Origin of the sequence: Nocardia grenadensis NBRC 108939 (assembly GCF_001613445.1) — a bacterium.
GTDB lineage: Bacteria > Actinomycetota > Actinomycetes > Mycobacteriales > Mycobacteriaceae > Nocardia > Nocardia grenadensis.
The window spans coordinates 215,109-233,838 of record NZ_BDCJ01000002.1; the positions used below are offsets into that span (position 1 = coordinate 215,109).

The following is an 18,730-nucleotide window of genomic DNA, read 5'->3' on the forward strand; positions in this document are numbered from 1 at the left end:
GCGGGACGCTAGCAGGACGGTACGACGCAACCCGCCGGAATTCGGATCGGGTCGGCCCCACTCGAGATCCGGGCCCGGCGCCGCGACATCTCAGGCGTACTGCGGCGTCTCCGTTCGCGCCGTGGACTCCTCCTCGAGCTCGGGGGGCGCCGGAACGGTATCGGCCGGCCCGTCCTGTTCCACCCCGGGCAGCAGCCGCGGCAATACCGTCGCTCCCGCGGTGGCGGCCAGCGCCGAGGTGTTCGCGATCGTCCAACCGACCGGACCCAGTGGCGTGCAGCCGAAGTACGTCCCCAGACCCGGTGTCATCACGATGACCCCCAGCACCGCACCACTGGCGGCGGCGGTGAGCCATACCAGCGGGCTGCGGTAGCCCGCCACCAGGGTCTGCCCGAGCTGGGTGCCGATCAGTGCCACGAGTCCGATGGTGTCCGCGCGCCGCTGGGTACCGGTGTAGCGTCCGGCCATCCAGGCGACCGAGGCGCCGGTGGCCGTCGCGACCCCGCGAATCCCGATGGTGCGCAGCAGGTCGGCGCCGAGACTGGCCGGGGGGATCGCGGCCAGCTGCCCCGCGCGCTGTTCGACCCAGCGCGCATCGGTGTCGGGTTCGGGGGTCTCCTGATCGCCGGCCAGGGCGAGCGCGAGCGCGGGGAACATATCGGTCAGCAGGTTCACCAGCAGGAACTGACGGGTCCCCAGCGGGGCGCGGCCACCGACGGCGGTACCGAACAGTGTGAACGCGACTTCGCCCGCGTTACCGCCCACCAGGACGGCCACCGCATCGGCCACCCGCTGCCACATACTCCGGCCCTCGACCAGCGCATGCAGCAGCGCCCGCGGATCCGGTTCGGTGAGGACCAGGTCCGCGGCGTTGCGGGCGGCCGCCGAACCGTGCGCGGCGATACCGATCCCGATATCGGCGGTGCGGATCGCCGCGGCGTCGTTGCTGCCATCGCCGGTCATCCCCACGACATGTCCGGTCCGGCGCAGCGCGGCCACGATACGCACCTTCTGCTGGGGATCGACACGGGCGAACACGGTGCTGCGCTCGATGAGTTCGGTCTGCGCGGTGTCGTCGAGTTCGTCGAGATCGGCACCGGTGGTCACGGTGTCGACGGTGATACCCAGCCGGCGCGCGACGGCCGCAGCCGTCACCGGGTGGTCGCCGGTGATCATCCGGACCGCGACACCGTTGTCCTCGAGCGCGCGGACGAGATACGGAGTCTGCGGCCGGGGCGTATCGGCGATCCCGAGGAATCCCAGCAGGGTCAGCCCCTCGACCACGTCCTCGACATCGTCGGGTGGACCGGACAGGTCGCGTCGGGCGACCACCAGCACGCGCAAACCCTGTTCCGCGAGATCGTGGACGGTGGCCTCGGCCCGCTCGCGCTCACCGTCGGTGTACACCCGGTCCGTCTTAGCGGACGCGCCGCCGCGGACCCGGGTGCACAGGGGCAGGACGACCTCGGGCGCGCCCTTGACCACCAAGCGCAGTTTGTGGGTGGTCCGGCCCAATACCGCCGCGTACCCCCGGTTGGATTCGAACGGTATCTCGTCGATCGGGTCCCACCGGTGGTGCGCGTCCTCGCCCAGGATCTCGGCGGCGGCATCCAGTACGGCCCGGTCCGTGGCGTGCAGGACCGGCCCGTTATCCGGGTCGGGGCAGGCCCGTGCCGCGGCCCGTAGCAGCCGCCGGGCGGCCTCGCTGTCGCTGCCGGGCTCCCACTGCGCGTTCAGGTCGGCGAGCGCGGTGAGCCGTAACCGGCCCTCGGTGAGGGTGCCGGTCTTGTCGAAGCACAGGGTGTCCACCCGGCCCAGGGCCTCGACCGCGCGGTTGGCGCGGACCAGTACGCCATAGTGGGACAGCCGCCGTGCCGCGGCGAGCTGCGCCACGGTGGCGACCAGGGGCAGCCCTTCGGGTACCGCGGCGACCGCGACACCGACACCGTCGGCGATCGCCGCCCGCAGGGTGCGGCCACGGAGACCGCCGAGCGCGGTCACGATCGCGCCGCCGGACAGGGTGAGCGGCAGGGCGCGGTCGGTGAGGGCCCGCAGCTGTGCCTGGACGCCCCCCTTCTCCGGCGGTACCGCGCCCGCGGTGGCGCGCCCCGCCTGGGTATCGGCGCCGACCGCGACGACCACGGCCACCGCGGACCCGCTCACCACCGTGGAGCCCTCGAAGACCAGACAGGCCCGGTCGCCGAGCGCCGCGCCCGGCGTGGCCTCGACCTGTTTGGCTACCGTCACCGATTCGCCGGTGAGGCCGGACTCGTCCATTTCCAGGTCCTCGGCGCGCAACAGCCGGGCGTCGGCGGGCACCACCTCACCGGCACGGATCGCGAACACATCGCCGACCACCAGACAATCGGCGGGAAGATCGGTGGTCGCCGGGTCCTCGGCGTCGATATCGGCGCGGCCGATCACCCGCCCGGACAGACGCTCGCCCTCGATGAGGTCGAACAACTCGTTCTCGGCGGCCTGGCGCTGGCGCGCGGAGATCATGGCGTTGACGGTGAGCACCGACGACAGCAGTACCGCGTCCGAGGGTGATCCGAGAATCGCGGTCGCCGCGGCACCGACACCCAGAATCGGTGTCAGCGGATCGGCCAGTTCCCGGCGCATATGGCCGAGAAAATCGGTCAGCGACGACAACCGGGCCGCCGTCGCGCCGCGATCCGCGGGTACGTCGGTGGCCCGTTCGGCCGCCGGTGCCGGCTCGGGCAGGCGGGCCAGCACCTCATCCGGTTCCAGGGCGTGCCAGGGCAGCTGGGGCGCGTGCTCCGCGGCGGGGTGGGGCCGGACCGCACGGGCGCCGGCCACTGCACCGTTGAACAGACCGGCGAAGTTCGCGGCGATCATGGGCGCGGAACGCGAGCGGGAGGCGGGCGAGGCCGCGAGCAGCAACCCGGTGAGGCTGCACGCCGACAGTGCCAGGGTGCGGCCGCGTTCACTGACCTGCCGGGCCGGCTCGACCACGGCGAGAGTGCGCTGTACCTGCCCCAGGTCGCGGCACAGCAGATCGGCTGTCCAGGGCACGTGGATACCGCCCCCTTTACCGCCGATGATGCCGATCGCGACGTCGGCGTGGTCGAGTGCCTTGTGCGCGCGGGTGGCCAACACAGCGACCGCGTGCCCCTGCTTCTGGAGGCGGTGGACGTGCGAGCTGAGCGAACCATGCGCGTTCACGAATTCGTCGGCGAGGCTGCGGAGTTCACCGGCGTCCCGGTGGCCGGCGAGCACCACCCGCAGCCCGGCCCGCCGTGCTGTGCCGAGCACATCGTGCGCCCGCGGGTCGAGCTCCCGCCCGATCAGGACGCGGCCGAGGATCCGCTTTCCCTCACGTAGTTCGCGCCATACCGGGCGATTGGTGGCGCCGCGGTCGGGAGCCCCCGACTCGGGCCGTACCAGCCGCACCGCCTTCTTGCCCCCCGGACCCCCTTCGTCGGTGCCGGCCCACAGCAGCCGCTGCGCGGTGCTCCAGACCCGCGCCTCCGGCCAGCCCTCACCGGTCGTCTCCACCTCGAGCACCACTCGTCCGGACGTGGCCAGCGCTTCGCCGTCGACGACCAGCGCAGTGAGCCTGTCGAGCCGCCGCCACGCCGCCGGATGCAGAGTGAGCACCCCGGCGCCGGCGAGCGCGGTGGACACCGTCGCGGCGAATACTTCCCGGCCGGCGCGGGCCGTTTTCGGTGCGCCCAGCATGAGAGCGTCCGGAACGTCACCGATACGACCCAGACCGGCCAGCGTGGCGGCTCCCGCCAGCGAGGCGGCCGCTGTTTCGTCGGCGACCTGTTCCACCGGGCCCCGGGGCATATCGGTGGGCCGGGTATGCGGCGGTAGCGGTTCGGTGACCCCGAAATGCTCGGCGTCGACGATATCGGTCTCCCACTGCTGCCACTGCCCGCGCCGGGCCAGTGCTTCGGTGAGGACGAACGCGCGCTGGACGGTATCGGCCAGCAGATTGGTGACCCCGCCGACTGTGCCCTCACCCAGTGCGACCCCTGCCGCGTTGGCGATGGCGAGCAGCAGGTCGGCACGGGTGCGGCCCAGCCGCTGTTCCAGATGTGTGCGCAGCCGGGGCTGAGCGTCGATGAACGCCGCCACCGCGCGCACACTGTGCATCACCCCGCGCAGTGGCGGCACCGTACCCACGGCCGACACCGCGATGGCACACACGTCACCGGCCACTTCGATGGCCGCGGCCAGGACCGGTTCCCGGTCGGCCGGGAATTCGGCGGCGCGACTCCAGTCGGTGTCGGCGACATCGGACTCCTCTTCGACCTCTTCCACCACCGCCAGTAGCTTCTCCAGATCGGCGCCGCCGGACAGCGCGGTGACGATCCGGCCGGTGACCGCGTTGACCCGCCACCATTCCACGCCGCGTAGCCGACCGAGGCGCTTCTCGAGCGAGCGGGTCACCGCCGGCCCCTGACCGTTGTCCAGGCCGCGCACCTCGATGGTCGCGTGATCCTCGGTCACCTCGACCCGGCGCTGGGCGCGGCGGTCCCGTGGGTCGACGAGTGCCGCCAGATCGTCGCGCAGACTCGCCGCGTCGTCGGATTCGAGCGTCGAGAGACCGGATGCGACCGTCGTGACGACCTTCTCCGCCGCTCGCCACGGTGCCTCGACCGCACGGAAGCCGGTGTCGAGGGCGCGACCGGTTCCGGTGCGTACCACCGCGGCCACAGTAGAAACCGGATCGTTCAGCAAGCGAGGAGACAGCACGCTTCGCACAGAGGGACCCATGGGGGGGCGCCTACCCTCAGCAGGCCCGGCCAAACGCCGTCGACCGGCGTATTCGCCGCTCGGAGCGCAGTCGCGGCGGCGGGTATCGACTGTGATGCGATCCCGGGGGCGGCGGTGTCGGCAGTGTCCACGACCCCGTCCCCGGGTTAGCCTCCACAGGGAGCGGTGGACAGGACCACCTCCTCGGCAGGGCACGCCGCGGCCACGAGCCGGGCGGTCGCGGCGAGCGCCCAGCAGCGGTTCTTCGCGGGGCCGCGGTCACGGGCAACCTCGACGAAGGAGTGCTATGCGCTGTGTGGTGTTCGGGGCGACCGGTTACCTCGGTGGCCGACTGGTACCGGAACTCCTGCGCGCCGGTCATACCGTGCGGGTGCTCGCGCGGACCCCGGGCAAGCTCACCGACGCGCCGTGGCACGACCGGGTGGAGATCATCCGCGGTGATGTCACGGTCGCCGCGGACGTGCGGGAGGCACTGGCGGACCAAGAGGTCCTGTACTACCTGGTCCATTCGCTGACCCGCGCGGATTTCGACACCGTGGACCGCGAGGCGGCGACCATCGTCGCCCGGGAGGCCGCGGCGGCCGGCCTCGGCCGGATCGTCTACCTGGGTGGGATAGCACCCGCCGGACAGGACCTGTCCCGGCACCTGTCCTCGCGCGCGGAGGTCGGCCGGATCCTGCTCGACAGTGCAGTGCCCGCGCTGGTGTTCCGGGCGGCAGTGGTCATCGGTTCGGGTTCGGCCAGTTTCGAGATGCTGCGCTACCTCACCGAACGGCTGCCGGTGATGGTCACCCCGCGCTGGGTACGGTCACGGATCCAACCGATCGCCGTCCGGGACGTGCTGTACTACCTGACTCGGGCGGCGGAACTCCCGGCCACCGTGACCGGCGCGTTCGATATCGGGGGTCCGGATGTCCTCACCTACGAACAGATGATGCGGGTGTATGCGGAGGTGGCAGGGCTGCCGCGGCGGGTGATCGTCCCGGTGCCGGTGCTGACGCCGTGGCTGTCGGCGCAATGGGTGAATCTCGTGACGCCGGTGCCCCGGGCGATCGCGGTACCGCTGATGGAATCCCTGGTCAACGATGTCGTATGCGCCGAGCACGAGATCGCCGCACATATCCCCGACCCCGACGACGGCCTCACCGGGGTCCGCCGCGCGGTGGAACTGGCGTTGACCCGCATCCGGGATTCGGATGTGCCGACCCGCTGGTCGGATGCCGGCCCCGCGCCCTCCGAGCCGTTGCCCACGGACCCGGTGTGGTCGGGCGGATCCCTCTACCAGGACCTCCGGGAACGTCCGACCACTGCGGATCCCGCCGCGCTGTGGACGGTGATCGAGTCCATCGGCGGCGAACACGGCTGGTATTCCTTCCCGCTGGCCTGGTCGCTCCGCGGCTGGCTGGACCGCCTCGCCGGCGGGGTCGGGCTGCGCCGGGGCCGGCGCGACCCGCACCGCCTCCACGAGGGGGAGGCGCTGGACTGGTGGCGGGTGGAACGGATCGAACGGCCCACTTTGTTGCGCCTGCGCGCGGAGATGCGGGTGCCGGGCCGGGCCTGGCTCGAGCTGGAAGTGCGTCCCGGTAACGGGCATGCCGGGGCGATCTACCGGCAGCGTGCCGTTTTCGAGCCGCACGGGCTGGCCGGACATTTGTACTGGAAGTCGATCGTGCCCTTCCACGCTCTGGTATTCGGCGGAATGACCCGGAACATCACCGGCGCGGCCGAGAAGGCCGACGGCGGTCGCAGCGGGTCCGGCCGCCGCCGTGTGCTGAGCCTGCTGCATCGTCCGGCGCGCTGAATCCTGCCCGGTGACGGCCCTTTCCGGCCGGGTACGCGCGGGTGGCGCGGCACGGTGTCGGAGGGCGCCGATACCCTCGGGCCCATGTCGTTGGCATGGTTGCGTTCCCACGCCGTCGCCTGGTCACTGCCGCGCAGTCCGGGCTCACTCACCGAGGCCTTGGCCGAGCTGGAGTTCGTGCAGGCCGACCCCATCCGGTCGCCCGCCCGGGCGCAGGATCTGATCCTGCGCCACCGGGTGCGCGGCTACCGGGCCGGTGATCTCGACCGCGACTACCGCGCGCTCGGCATCGACGAAGATCTCCTCTACGCCTACGGATACACCGTGCCCCGGCTGCGTCCCTACCTGCATCCCCGCCACCACCCACGGGGTACGAACGGCCAATTCCCGCACAACGAGCAGTCGGCGGCGGTACTGGATTTCGTCCGGGAACGCGGTGTGGTGCACCCCCGCGAGCTGCAAGCGCATTTCGGGCACCGCGGTGTGGTCAACGCATGGGGCGGCACCTCGTCGGCTACCACCGTCGCGCTCGAGGAACTCCACCGGTACGGGTTGCTGCGGGTAGCCGACCGCGTTTCCGGCATCCGGCGCTACGAGATCGCCGAACTCCCCGATGCCGTCCTGGACCCGGCCGAGCGCCGGCGGGCGCTGGCACTGCGGGTGGCGCGCACGCTCGCCCCCGCCACCGAATCGACTCTGGCCGCCACGGTCAATCGCATCGTCCGTCCGATCGGCGGCGCGACCGGTTCGGCGACCATCCGCGAACTCCTGGCCGGCGGCGAACTGTCCGCCCTGACCGTCGACGGAGTCCGCTATCTGTGGCCGTCGGACCTGGAGCCCACCGACCGCACGCCCCAGGCCCGGGCCCGCTTCCTCGCACCCTTCGATCCCCTTGTCTGGGACCGGAAACGTTTCGGCCGGGTCTGGGGCTGGGACTATCGATTCGAGGCCTACACCCCGGTCGCCCAGCGGGTCCGCGGGTATTACGCGATGCCGATGCTGTGGCGCGACCGCGTGATCGGCTGGGCGAACTGCGCGGGCCCGGGTAGCGCGGTCGAGGTCGGATACGTGGACGGCGCCCCGAAGGGCCGAGCTTTCGCCACCGCCCTGGACGCGGAAATCCAACGGCTGCACAACTTCCTGAGCCCGAACTGATTCACGCGAAGGTGGCGCGTGCTCGGCGTCCCTACCGTCGCTGCGCGGAAATGTATGTGCAAGCGCGCTTTTCGGACAGATTGACCGTAACGACACCACCGGCCGCCTCGATCTTCGGGTGACACATAACACGTTTGGGTCGGATCGAGGTGGGGTCATGATGTCTCCGTTGCTGTCCAAGGGACAGAACTTGCAGCTGCCGGGTGATGTGCTGCAGCTGGATGTGGTGCTCGGCTGGACGGAATCGGAGGTGGAAGTCGATGCTTCCGCACTCCTGCTGGACCAGGCCGGAAAGGTCCGCTCGGATGCGGACTTCGTGTTCTACAACCAACCGGAATCCCGGGACGGATCGGTCCGTTTCCTGGGCACCAGCGTGACCGAGGAAGGGGCACAGGCCCGGGTCGCGCTCGACCTCTCGGCCGTACCCGCCGAGGTGCAGACGGTCGCGCTGGCCGGCAGTCTCGTCACGGGTACATTCGGCGATCTCGGCAAACTCGCGTTCCGGGTGGTCGACGCGGCGGGGCACCTGCTGGCCGAATACGTCACCGCCGACGCGGTGAACGAATCCGCGTTCGTCTTCGGCGAGGTGTACCGCCGCGGCGACACGTGGAAGGTTCGCGCGGTCGGGCAGGGATGGGATTCTGGGCTGGCCGGTCTGGTCACGGATTTCGGGGTGTCCGTCGATGACGACGCCGCGGACCGGCCGAGCACACCGACCGATCCGCCGGAGCCCGGGACGGCGGTGCCGGCAGTTTCCGATACTCCCGCCGACGATGCGGTGGCGGCCGCTGCGACGGACACCCCGCCGTCGCAGCCGAGGCGCCGCGGTGTCCGGACCGCCAAGCGCGCGGCGCCGACCAGCAAGCCGATCGAGTTCGTGCTGGCCGAGAACGAAGCGTGGCAGCCCGCGCGGTTGTTCTCGGTGGCCGGAGTCGGCGCCGGCGAGGAGCAGGAACGCCGGGCCACTTCCGCGCTGGTCGCCACCATGCAGGCGGTTCGTCCGTTCGCGCGAGCACTGTGTGCGCGGGTCGGGGCACCGGCGGGTACATTCGAGGGCTATTTCGAAGTCCAGTACGACCGCGGTGACGCAAGGGTGATCCCGGACGCCGTGTTGCGCGTGGCCCGCGGTGGCCGGCTCTGGACCGGTCTGCTGGAGGTCAAGACCGGCGGCGGGAAACTGCGGCGCGAGCAGCTGGAGAGCTATCTCGATGTGGCGCGCAAGAAGAAGTACGACGCGGTGATCAGCCTGTCCAACGACATTCCCGCGGCCGCCGGCGAACTACCGGTACAGGTGGATCGCCGTAAACTCACCAAGGTCGCCCTGCGTCATCTGTCCTGGGCCGAGGTCTCACACGAGGCGCGCCGCTTGCTCGCGCACGGCGGGGTCGAGGATCCGTTGCAGACCTGGCTGCTCGGCGAGTTCCTGCGTTATCTGGACCATCCGCGATCCGGGGCAACGGAATTCGTGGATATGGGCAGGCACTGGGTCGCGGTGCGCGATGCCGTCACCTCGGGCACCCTGCGGGGCGGTGACCAGAAGGCGGCGGCGGTCGCCGAGCGGTGGGTGTCGCTGTCGCGTCACCTGGCATTGCGGCTGACCGCCGAACTCGGTGTCACCGTGAAACACGTACTGCCGCGCCGGCACGCCTCCGATCCGGCGGTCCGGAACGCCGCGGTGGCGGAGCGGCTGGCCGCCGACGGGCTTTTCGAGGCGGTGCTGCGGATCCCGGAGACGGCCGGTGATCTCGTGGTTGTCGCGGACATCCGGACGAACCGGATCCGTTCTCGTCTATCGGTTGCCGCACCGGGCGAGGGGACGTCGCTGCGGCGGCTGTCGTGGCTGCTCAAACAGCTCGCGGAGGCGCCGGATGCGGTGCAGGTCGAGGCGGTGTTCTCCGAGCGCGGCCACACCACCTGTGAGCACCTGGACATCGTGCGCGCCGATCCCAAGGTGCTGACCACCGGCCGGACCGGTGAGATCGTCTCCTTCACGCTCGAACAGAGTTTCCCGATGGGCAACCGGCGCTCCGGAACCGCGGCGAGTTTCATCACCAGCGTGACCTCCTCCGTCGACGACTTCTACGGAAAGGTCGTACAGCCACTTCGGGAGTGGACCCCCGCCGCCCCGAAACAGGCCGAGCTGTTGCCGTCCGCGGCGGCCGGAGCGGTCGGCGAGTAGAGGCGGCCTGTTTGTCCCGGGAGGTCGCGGGTAGCCGCTGACGGATCGGCCCCGGCAGTCGCGTCCCGACCGGATCGCGGCCCATGTCGTCCTGCCGGGGCGGTAGAACTCGAGTCCGGAGGTGGCGGAGATGAAGGCGGTGACCTGGCAGGGCAAGCGGGATGTATCGGTCGAGGAGGTGCCGGACCCGGGGATCCGGGAGCCGGGCGACGCAGTGGTCCGGGTGACCTCCACGGCGATCTGTGGTTCGGATCTGCATCTATACGAGCTGCTCGGTGCCTATATGACCCCCGGCGATGTGCTGGGCCACGAGCCGATCGGCATCGTGGAAGAGGTGGGGGCCGATATCCGGAATCTATCGGTGGGCGACCGGGTGGTGGTGCCGTTCCAGATCAGCTGCGGCCGGTGTGAGATGTGCCGGCAGGGTCTGATGACACAGTGCGAGACCACCCAGGTCCGGGATCAGGGCTGTGGGGCGGCGCTGTTCGGCTACTCGAAGCTGTATGGCCAGGTGCCGGGTGGCCAGGCCGAATACCTGCGGGTACCGCATGCGGATTTCACCCATATCCGGGTACCGTCCGACGCGGACGATACGCGCTACCTGTTCCTGTCCGATGTGCTGCCGACCGCCTGGCAGGCCGTGGAGTACGCGGGTGTCCCGGAGGGAGGTTCGGTGACAGTGCTCGGGCTGGGGCCGATCGGTGATATGGCCGCCCGGGTCGCGCACCACCGCGGGCTACGGGTGATCGGGGTTGATCTGGTTCCCGAGCGGCTGGAGCGTGTCGCCGCGCGCGGTATCGAAACCATCGATCTGCGGGCGGTCGGTGACGGCCTGGCCGATGCCATTCGCGAGCGCACCGAAGGCCGAGGAACCGATTCGGTGATCGAGGCGGTCGGGATGGAAGCGCACGGGTCGCCACTGGCCGCCGCGGCGCAGCGCGTGGCGTCGTTGATGCCGACCATGTTGGCGCGGCCCGCGATGGACACCGTGAGTGTGGACCGGCTCGCGGCGCTGCATACCGCGATCGATATCGTGCGTCGCGGGGGCACCATCTCGATCGTCGGTGTCTACGGCGGAACGGTGGACCCGATGCCGATGCGGATCCTGTTCGACAAGCAGATCCAATTGCGGATGGGCCAGGCGAATGTGAAGCGCTGGGCCGACGACATTTTCCCGCTGCTCGACGACAGCGACCCGCTGGGCGTGGATTCGTTCACCACCCACCGGATACCGTTGTCGGCGGCGCCGGAGGCCTATCGGATGTTCCAGGCCAAGCGGGACGGCGCGGTCAAAGTGGTGCTCGACCCCGCCGCGTGAGCCGGCTTCCGGTCGCCGGCCAGATCAGGTGATCGCGAGATAGCCGGCGAGCCCGAATCCGCACAGGGCGACACCGATGCGCATGGCGGTCGGTGGGAGGCGGGCTACCAGCGGGGGTCCGTACCATCCGCCGGCGAACGCACCGAGGCCCATGGCCACCGCGGCGAGCCAGTGCACCGGCCCGAAGACGGCGAATCCGACCGCCGCGACCAGGTTGGCGATGCCGGTCAGCACGCTCTTGAGCACACTGGCCCGCCAGATGGTCTCCGACGTGCACACCAGGATCAGGGCGAGGAACATGACGCCGACCCCCGCGCCGAAGTAGCCGCCGTAGAGGGCGACGACCGCGGTGGCGAGCGGGTAGAGCCGGGGGAAGGTCCGGCCGCCGGCGAGTTCGCGGAGTTTGGGTTGCAGCAGCAGGCTCGCGGAGGCCATGGCGATGAGGAAGGGGACAACGGCGGCGAAGACCTCCGCCGAGGTGGTGAGTAGCAGGACAGCACCGCCGAGGCCGCCGAGGGCGGCGCAGCCGGCATGGACGAGCAGCGCCCGGGAGTTGTCGTTGATCGCCGCGCCAGCCTTCGCGGTCGAGCCGACTCCGACGGCAACCATGGCGACCGTATTGGTCACATTGGCCGACACCGGGGAGAGTCCGGCGGCGAGCAGGGCCGGATACGAGATCAGCGAGGCGATACCGGTTACGTAGCCGACGAGCCCGGCGAAGAATCCGGCGACCGTGACGAGACAGAAGGTGAGCACGGTCAAGGGCGGAACTCCTCGTGGAACTGATACCGGCGGGCGGGCACCGCCGAGGTCGGGGGAGGGACGGCCGGGGACACCGAGCGGTCTGCGGTCGTCGCGGCGCCGTTGCCGGATCGTGCCGGGACGATCCGCCGCAGCATAACGGTCGTACGGTTATCCGGGGGCGGCGGCTGGCCGATGATCGGCGTCGGGGCGTAGGGCGTCGGCGCCACAGTATTTACGACGAATAAAGAAAATGTCTCATAAAGGGTTGAACTCGTGCCCGAAGTGCGGAATACCTATCAGGGAACAGGCGATGCCGCGACGGCGCGGCACGAACCCGAGGAGACGGACTGTGCGCACATTCACCGGCAAGGATGAAGTTCTCGCCGCGGTGGGGGAGACCCTGGGCACGAGCGACTGGGTGGAGGTCACCCAGCGGATGGTCGACCAGTTCGCCGAGGCCACCGGGGATCATCAGTGGATCCATGTCGATCCCGCGCGCGCGAAACGGGAGAGCCCGTTCGGCGGGCCCATCGCCCACGGCTACCTGACGCTGTCCCTGCTGCCGCTGCTCGGCTCGCGGATCTTCGGCTTCGCGAACGCCAAACTGGGCATCAACTACGGCTCGAACAAGGTCCGGTTCCCGAGTCCGGTGCCGGTGGGCGCGAAGGTGCGGTCCACGGCCGTGCTCGCCGACGCGGCCGAGGTGTCCGGCGGGGCGCTGCAGCTGGTCGTCCAGCACACGGTGGAGATCGAGGGTGGGTCGAAGCCGGCATTGATCGCGGAGGCGGTGAGCCGAGTCGTGTTCTGACCCGGCCCCGCGGGTCAACGGTCCGCGTCGGTGAAGCGGATGATTCCACGAATATTGCGGCCCGCGAGCATATCGGCGACGGTCACGGTGCCACCGCGAGGGCTCGGGGGCGGTGGCCCCGCGAACCGGTGGCTCAATACTGGGCCGCGCCCAGATCGACCGAAATGCTGGCGGCGGTGACGAACCGGGATTCGTCGCTCGCCAGCCAGCACACCGCGTCGGAGATGTCCTCGGGCTGTGCGATGCCGTCCGGCAGCAGGGGAGTGTTCATCCGCGCCAGGAGTTCATTGGTCTCCGCGGCCCGCATGAGCGCGCCGACCATGTCCCCGGAACCCATCGGCGTGGCGACCGGGCCGGGGGCGACACTGTTGACCCGGATCGAATGTTTGCCGAGTTCGGCCGCCAGCGCGCGGGCCATCCCGGTGACGGCGTGTTTACTGGCGGTGTAGTGCACCATGAACGGCTGCATCGCCACACCCGAGGCGGAACTGATCAGGATGATCGAGCCGCCCCGCCCACCCTCGATGATCCGGCGCGCGCCGGCCATCACGGTGTTCCAGGTGCCGGTGACATTGGTGTCGAGAACCGCCTGGAACGACTCCGGGGTGATGGCGTCCCACGGTTCGGGGATACAGATTCCGGCGTTGGCGACGATCACGTCGAGCCGGCCGAATGCGGCCATCCCGGCATCGACGGTGGTCCGTAGCGCGGCCAGGTCGCGGGTATCGGCCGCGTCGGCGACGATCTCGCGCCCGGTCTCCTCCACCAGGCGGACGGTCTCGTCGAGATCGCCGGGAGTCGCGGCGTCGTAGGGAACCGCGGGCGGCAGCGGACCACACAGGTCCACCGCGATGATATCGGCGCCCTCGGCCGCCAGCCGGACGGCGTGGGCCCGGCCCTGACCGCGCGCCGCGCCGGTGACGAAAGCTACTCTGCCGGACAGTCGACCGCTCACTTGCCGCTCTCCTGTCGTCGCGAACACATCCGACTATTGTGTGCCGCCCGGGCCGCGTCGTGCACGCACCGGGATGTGAGCGGGGTGGGTCGGTGTGGGCGTGCGCGGCGCCCGCGGGCTACTCCGACAGCGCTTTGAGGGCCAGTTCGGCCAGCTCCGGCCGACAGATGAGCAGATCGGGGAGATAGGGATCGGGGCGGTTGTAGATCAGCGGGCTTCCGTCCAGGCGGGAGACGTGCAACCCGGCCGCGGCCGCCACCGCGACCGGTGCGCAGGAATCCCATTCGTACTGGCCGCCCGAATGGGCGTAGATATCGGCGATGCCCCGGACCACCGCCATCGCCTTGGCGCCGGCCGAGCCCATCGGGACCTCGGTCGCCTCCAGGCGGGCCACCATTCGCCGGACCTCGAAGGACGGCCGGTTGCGTGACAGCGCCACCCGCACGGTCCCGGGCGGCGGGGGCGGCGGGAGGATCGGCGGCCGGCCGGTATGCAGTAGCAGGCCCTCGGCCGGGAGCGCGACCGCTCCCGCGGCGGGCTTTCCGTCCACCGCGAGCGCCACGTGCACCGCCCAGTCCGCACGTGCGGGTTCACCGTACTCCCGGGTCCCGTCGAGGGGGTCGACGATCCACACCCGGGACCGCCGAACGCGGTCGCCGTCGTCGGGCGATTCCTCCGAGAGCACCGCGTCCGCCGGGCGTTCGGCGGCCAGCCGCCCGAGCAGGAAGTTATCGGACCGCCGGTCGCCGACAGCGCCCCCGAGGTCCCGGATGCCGAGCAGTAGTTCCCCGGCTTCGCCGGCCAATGTCGCGGCGAGTGTGTGGTCGTCCATGCGGATCCTTCCCGGCGAGCGGTGCCGCCCAGATCCATATACCACGACGCGACCGGTGCATTCGTCCCGCGGTTCCGCGGACCGGACCGGCGGAACACCGACCCGGACGGGCCGGCGCGGCAGGTCAGTAGGCGATGAACAGGATCTCGTCGCGCGAGTAATCGTGGCCGGGATGGTTCTCGGTGAGATGCTTACGCACCACATCGACCAGTTCGTCCTCGGTGGCGCCGGTCAGATGCTCGCCACAGGGGCAGTTGAGCCGTGTCTTCACAGAAATTCCTTTCTTCGCGTTCAACGAACGGGAACAGCGTACGTCTCCGGTGGCCGGGACGACGGCTTTCGGAGGCTGCCGCGACCGTAGCCGGGACCCCGGCGCGCGGGACACCGGACCGGGTCCGCCGCCAGGGATTCCGTGCTGTTCGGCTCGGGCGGCCGCCCACCGTGTCATGCCGGCAAGGCGGCCCGGGCCACGGCGCACCCCACTGCCCGGTCGGCAAAGGTGGAAAGCATGGCGACGCCGGTGATCATCGGCGCCGCACGGACCAGCGATCGGACGATCCTTCGATGGCGTCCTCCGCGCCGGTGGTGGCCGGGGTGGCGCGGTGATTCTCGAGCTCTGATCAGGCGCGCCGCACCGGCATCCGTCTGATGCCGTGGACGAAATCGCTGTGGACGTATTCCGGTTCGCCGAGCACCACGTCGGGGATCCGGGAGAGCAGCTCATGGAAGAGCAGTCGCAGTTGCATCCTGGCCAGCCACGCACCCAGGCAGAAGTGGGCTCCGCCGCCGCCGAAACCGGAATGCGGATTGGGATCGCGGGTGAGGTCGAAGATATGGGGCGCGTCGAGTGCGGCCTCGTCGCGATTCGCCGAACAGTAGAAGAGCACCAGTTTCTCGCCCGCCCGCACCCGGGTGCCCGCGACCTCGGTATCGGTCACCGCGTGGCGGGCGAAATGAACGACCGGGGTCGCCCAGCGGATGAACTCCTCGACCGCGCCGCCGAGCCGGGACGCCGGATCTTCGAGCAGCCATTCGCGCTGCGCCGGATGGTCGATCAACGCCTTGAAGCCGTGGGAGGTGGTCTGTTTCAGGGTGTCGTTTCCCGCGGAAGCGAGCAGGACCATGAACGCACCGATCTCTTCGTCGGTGAGACGGTGACCGTCCACCTCCGCGGTCACGATCGCGGACATCAGGTCGTCGCGGGGTGCGCGGCGGCGGCGTGCGGCGAGTTCTGTTGCGGTGCCATGCAGAACGGTGAACTGGGACATGAAGAAACCGGCCCGTTCCTCGAGGCTCGCGTATTCCTCGTCGCTGGAGCCGAACATCGCCTCGGCCGCGTACGCGACGGTTTCCCGGTCGGCACGGTCGATGCCGATCATGTCCGACACAGTACGCATGGGCAGTTTGCGCGAGAGGCTGTCCACGAGGTCCACCGGTTCCTCGCCGCGCAGGTCGGCGAGGAACTCGTCGACGATCTCGGCGGCGTTGGCGCGGATCTGGATTTCGATGCGGCGCACCTGTTTCGGGGTGAACGCGGCGCTGATGAGGCGCCGGTACCGCGTGTGCCGGGGCGGGTCCATGGTGAGGAAGAAACTGGTCGGCCGCTGCAACTCCACCGGCATCGGGTCCATGCTGATACCCAGGCTCGAGGTGAACAGGTCCGGGTGCCGGCTGATGTAGGCGATATCGTGCTGCCGGGTCACCGCCCAGAAGCCGGGTTCGGAATGCGGGAATACCGCGGGTGCCGGTGCGTGCCAGGTGAGTCCGGGTTCGGTGCGCAACTGGGCGAAGACCTCGTCGCGGGCGGCGAAGTCACGAGCCCAGAACGCCGGTCCGGAGATATCGAGCCGGTGGAAGCGGCGGGTTGTGGCCGGGGCGCTGTCGGCAGGTTTCATGAGCGGCTCCGGGCTCGGCAGACCATGGGTACCGCACGCGGTGCAGGCCGGGGACGAGCGCGCGCCGGTAGGAATACTGTAGTGCGCGGCCTGGTTCCCGGCGGCTGCTTCCGGTGAATCGGGTGGCGCTCGGCGTGCTCGCTGCCGGAAGTCGCGGAGCGGCGTCGGCACGTCCCGATACGTCGAACACTTCCGTGCCGGTCTCCCGAGATCTGCCCTGCCGCACGGAGACGGTGTCCGAGTCTCCGACAGGACCGGACAAGACCGAGAATTTCTGCGTACGGAAGCGAAAACTTATCGATTCGAGACATTCGTCGAGGAATCTGTTCTCCGAACGATGAATCCGCCGCACCGTGGTCGTCACGAGCGTCGAGCCCTTCGTGCCCATATCGTGCCGCACCACAACCGGACAGAGAGAAACCGATGACAGACACGCCCTTCCGTGCACCGGTCGGAGCCCGCCCGCCCGTCGGGGTCGACACCTCTCGGGCCAGTATCGCCCGGGTGCACGACGCCAGTCTCGGTGGTAAGGACAACTTCGAAGTCGATCGCCGAGCACTCGACTCGGTGCTGGAGGTCGCGCCGGGGATAGCGGAGGTGTCCCGGCGGAACCGGGCCTGGATGCGCCGGGTGGTTCGGTATCTCGCGGGAATCGTGGGGGTGGATCAGTTCCTGGACGCGGGTGCCGGGCTGCCGACCGTGGGAAATACCCATGAGATCGCCCAGTTGGTGACTCCGCGGGCTCGGGTCGTGTACCTGGACAATGACCCGATGTGTGTCGTGCACGGCCGGGTGCTGCTGGAGACCAACGAGGACACGGTATACCTCCACGGCGACCTGACCGATCCCGATGTCCTGGGGCATAATTCGGCGGTGTGGCGCTATCTCGACCGCGCGCGGCCGGTGGCCGTCCTCTTCGGTTCGGTGCTACATCACATCGAGGACGCGGCGAATCCGGCGGGGATCGTCGCGGGGTGTGTGGAGGCGCTGAGCCCGGGCTCTTTCGTGGCGATCACGCACTACTGGGATCCGGCCGACGGTTCGCCCGCGCACGAATTGGCCCGGGCGGTGGAGCGGCGCTTCCTGGAGCGCGGGCTGGGGACCGGCTGGTACCGGAGCCGGGAGGAGATCGTTTCCTATTTCGACGGACTCGAACTCGTCGATCCCGGGGTGGTTCCGGTCGACCAGTGGTGGCCCGCGGGGCCGGTGCGGGCGCCGCAGACCGTCGAGGAACGGCTGCTGCTGGGCGGTGTCGGGCGTAAGAGCGAGCGTCCGGTGGCTCCGCCCGGCGACAGGTGAGACGTGGACCCGGTTGATTACGGATGCCGTGAGCTCTTCGAACGAACCGTGGACAGTGGCCGACGCACCCCGGTCAGCGGGAGGTGCGGGGTCGGATCAACCCCTCCTGCATCGTGGTCGCGCACAGCCGACCCGCCCGGTCCAGGATCTCACCGTGCGCGAGCCCACGACCACCACCCGCCCAGCGTCCGTACTGATCGTGCAGGAACCAGTCGTCGACCCGCAGGGGTGCGTGGAACCAGATCGAATGGTTGATCGTGGCCACCTGGAGTTCTCGGTCGCGCAGGGCCTCGCCGTGCGGTCCGGTCGTCGCCGAGAGCAACAGCAGATCACTCAGATACATCAGGCACGCGGCCTGCTCCAGACCTGTATCGGGCACCGGCGCCCGGGTGCGCAGCCATACCCGCTGCCGCGGTCCGGAGGCGGCGCCGCGCATGGCGTGCGCGCGGGCGGGTGGATCGGGGAACCGGGCGTCCACCCCGAGCGCGTCGAGGAAAGTGGTGGTCCAGCGCATGGCGTCGCGGTCCTCGGCGAAGATCTCCGCCGGATCGGGCACCTCGTCGGGGCCGGGAGTGTCGAGTGCGGCGACCTGATGGGCCAAACCGTCCTCGGGGCGATGGAACGAGGCGAGCATCGTGAAGATCACGCGACCGTTCTGGGTCGCCTCGACCCGCCGGGTGGAGAAGGAGCCGCCGTCCCGCACCGGCTCCACCACGAACTCGGTGGGCACGGTGGTGTCGCCCGGAAGCAGGAAATAGGTCTGCGCGGAATGGATGGGCCGGTCCACCGGGGCGGTAAACCCTGCCGCCAGCACCGCCTGACCGGCGACTTCGCCGCCGTAGCTGCGGCGTGCGGGCCCGTCGTGGGTGCGGCCACGGAAGCGGTGGTCCCCGACGCGTTCGAGAGCGAGCCGGTCGGCCACCGATTCCGCGGGCCGCACGCTCTCCAGGGTCATGGCCACCTCCGTGGGGAACGATACGGCCGTGTGCCGCGATTTC

At 70.0% G+C, this 18,730-nt stretch carries 13 protein-coding genes; 6 read left to right on the forward strand and 7 right to left on the reverse strand.

The annotated features are described in order from the left end of the window. Positions 1–90 precede the first annotated feature (90 nt). Positions 91–4,677 carry a cation-translocating P-type ATPase gene (locus NGR01S_RS02050; RefSeq protein ID WP_157107077.1) on the reverse strand — a complete coding sequence of 1,529 codons (4,587 nt, stop codon included), beginning with the start codon at positions 4,675–4,677 and terminating at the stop codon, positions 91–93. Positions 4,678–5,032: 355 nt separating this feature from the next. Between NGR01S_RS02050 and NGR01S_RS02055 the strand changes: the two genes are divergently transcribed. The 4 genes from NGR01S_RS02055 (at position 5,033) to NGR01S_RS02070 (ending at position 11,199) form a co-directional block, all read left to right on the forward strand. Continuing rightward, positions 5,033–6,547 carry an SDR family oxidoreductase gene (locus NGR01S_RS02055; protein ID WP_063034434.1) on the forward strand — a complete coding sequence of 505 codons (1,515 nt, stop codon included), beginning with the start codon at positions 5,033–5,035 and terminating at the stop codon, positions 6,545–6,547. 84 nt (positions 6,548–6,631) lie between these two features. After that, complete coding sequence (locus NGR01S_RS02060) at positions 6,632–7,702, forward strand: DNA glycosylase AlkZ-like family protein (RefSeq protein WP_063034435.1); 1,071 nt, start codon at positions 6,632–6,634, stop codon at positions 7,700–7,702. Between the two features lie 157 nt (positions 7,703–7,859). Continuing rightward, positions 7,860–9,881, forward strand: a complete 2,022-nt coding sequence (locus NGR01S_RS02065) for a TerD family protein (protein ID WP_063034436.1) — start codon at positions 7,860–7,862, stop codon at positions 9,879–9,881. Between the two features lie 130 nt (positions 9,882–10,011). After that, positions 10,012–11,199: a zinc-dependent alcohol dehydrogenase gene (locus tag NGR01S_RS02070; protein WP_063034499.1), complete on the forward strand. Its 1,188-nt coding sequence runs from the start codon at positions 10,012–10,014 to the stop codon at positions 11,197–11,199. 24 nt (positions 11,200–11,223) lie between these two features. Here the strand turns inward: NGR01S_RS02070 and NGR01S_RS02075 are convergent, their stop codons facing one another. Continuing rightward, complete coding sequence (locus tag NGR01S_RS02075) at positions 11,224–11,961, reverse strand: sulfite exporter TauE/SafE family protein (RefSeq protein WP_063034437.1); 738 nt, start codon at positions 11,959–11,961, stop codon at positions 11,224–11,226. Between the two features lie 331 nt (positions 11,962–12,292). Between NGR01S_RS02075 and NGR01S_RS02080 the strand changes: the two genes are divergently transcribed. Continuing rightward, positions 12,293–12,751, forward strand: coding sequence for a MaoC family dehydratase (locus NGR01S_RS02080; protein WP_174551649.1), 459 nt, complete (start codon positions 12,293–12,295; stop codon positions 12,749–12,751). A gap of 133 nt (positions 12,752–12,884) precedes the next feature. On the opposite strand, the gene NGR01S_RS02085 is transcribed toward NGR01S_RS02080, so the two are convergent. The 4 genes from NGR01S_RS02085 to NGR01S_RS02095 all read right to left on the reverse strand — a co-directional run bounded on the left by NGR01S_RS02085 (position 12,885) and on the right by NGR01S_RS02095 (position 16,433). Next, complete coding sequence (locus NGR01S_RS02085; protein WP_063034439.1) at positions 12,885–13,706, reverse strand: mycofactocin-coupled SDR family oxidoreductase; 822 nt, start codon at positions 13,704–13,706, stop codon at positions 12,885–12,887. A 118-nt stretch (positions 13,707–13,824) separates the two neighbouring features. Further along, a complete protein-coding gene (locus NGR01S_RS02090; RefSeq protein ID WP_063034440.1) occupies positions 13,825–14,538 on the reverse strand; it encodes a 3'(2'),5'-bisphosphate nucleotidase CysQ in 714 nt (237 codons plus the stop codon). A gap of 124 nt (positions 14,539–14,662) precedes the next feature. Next, the gene (locus tag NGR01S_RS29860; RefSeq protein WP_063814553.1) at positions 14,663–14,809 is read right to left on the reverse strand and encodes a DUF1059 domain-containing protein; all 147 of its coding nucleotides are present in this window, start codon (positions 14,807–14,809) and stop codon (positions 14,663–14,665) included. A 349-nt stretch (positions 14,810–15,158) separates the two neighbouring features. Then, positions 15,159–16,433, reverse strand: a complete 1,275-nt coding sequence (locus NGR01S_RS02095; RefSeq protein ID WP_063034441.1) for a cytochrome P450 — start codon at positions 16,431–16,433, stop codon at positions 15,159–15,161. A gap of 423 nt (positions 16,434–16,856) precedes the next feature. Between NGR01S_RS02095 and NGR01S_RS02100 the strand changes: the two genes are divergently transcribed. Further along, positions 16,857–17,732: an SAM-dependent methyltransferase gene (locus NGR01S_RS02100; protein WP_063034442.1), complete on the forward strand. Its 876-nt coding sequence runs from the start codon at positions 16,857–16,859 to the stop codon at positions 17,730–17,732. 73 nt (positions 17,733–17,805) lie between these two features. Here the strand turns inward: NGR01S_RS02100 and NGR01S_RS02105 are convergent, their stop codons facing one another. Further along, a complete protein-coding gene (locus NGR01S_RS02105; RefSeq protein ID WP_063034500.1) occupies positions 17,806–18,687 on the reverse strand; it encodes an acyl-CoA thioesterase in 882 nt (293 codons plus the stop codon). Positions 18,688–18,730 lie beyond the last annotated feature (43 nt).

Coding starts and splice junctions, on each gene's coding strand:
- NGR01S_RS02060 (WP_063034435.1), top strand. CDS start 6,632: ATGTCGTTGGCATGGTTGCGTTCCCACGCCGTCGCCTGGTCACTGCCG.
- NGR01S_RS02065 (WP_063034436.1), top strand. CDS start 7,860: ATGATGTCTCCGTTGCTGTCCAAGGGACAGAACTTGCAGCTGCCGGGT.
- NGR01S_RS02090 (WP_063034440.1), bottom strand. CDS start 14,538: ATGGACGACCACACACTCGCCGCGACATTGGCCGGCGAAGCCGGGGAA.
- NGR01S_RS02055 (WP_063034434.1), top strand. CDS start 5,033: ATGCGCTGTGTGGTGTTCGGGGCGACCGGTTACCTCGGTGGCCGACTG.
- NGR01S_RS02095 (WP_063034441.1), bottom strand. CDS start 16,433: ATGAAACCTGCCGACAGCGCCCCGGCCACAACCCGCCGCTTCCACCGG.
- NGR01S_RS02070 (WP_063034499.1), top strand. CDS start 10,012: ATGAAGGCGGTGACCTGGCAGGGCAAGCGGGATGTATCGGTCGAGGAG.
- NGR01S_RS02100 (WP_063034442.1), top strand. CDS start 16,857: ATGACAGACACGCCCTTCCGTGCACCGGTCGGAGCCCGCCCGCCCGTC.
- NGR01S_RS02105 (WP_063034500.1), bottom strand. CDS start 18,687: ATGACCCTGGAGAGCGTGCGGCCCGCGGAATCGGTGGCCGACCGGCTC.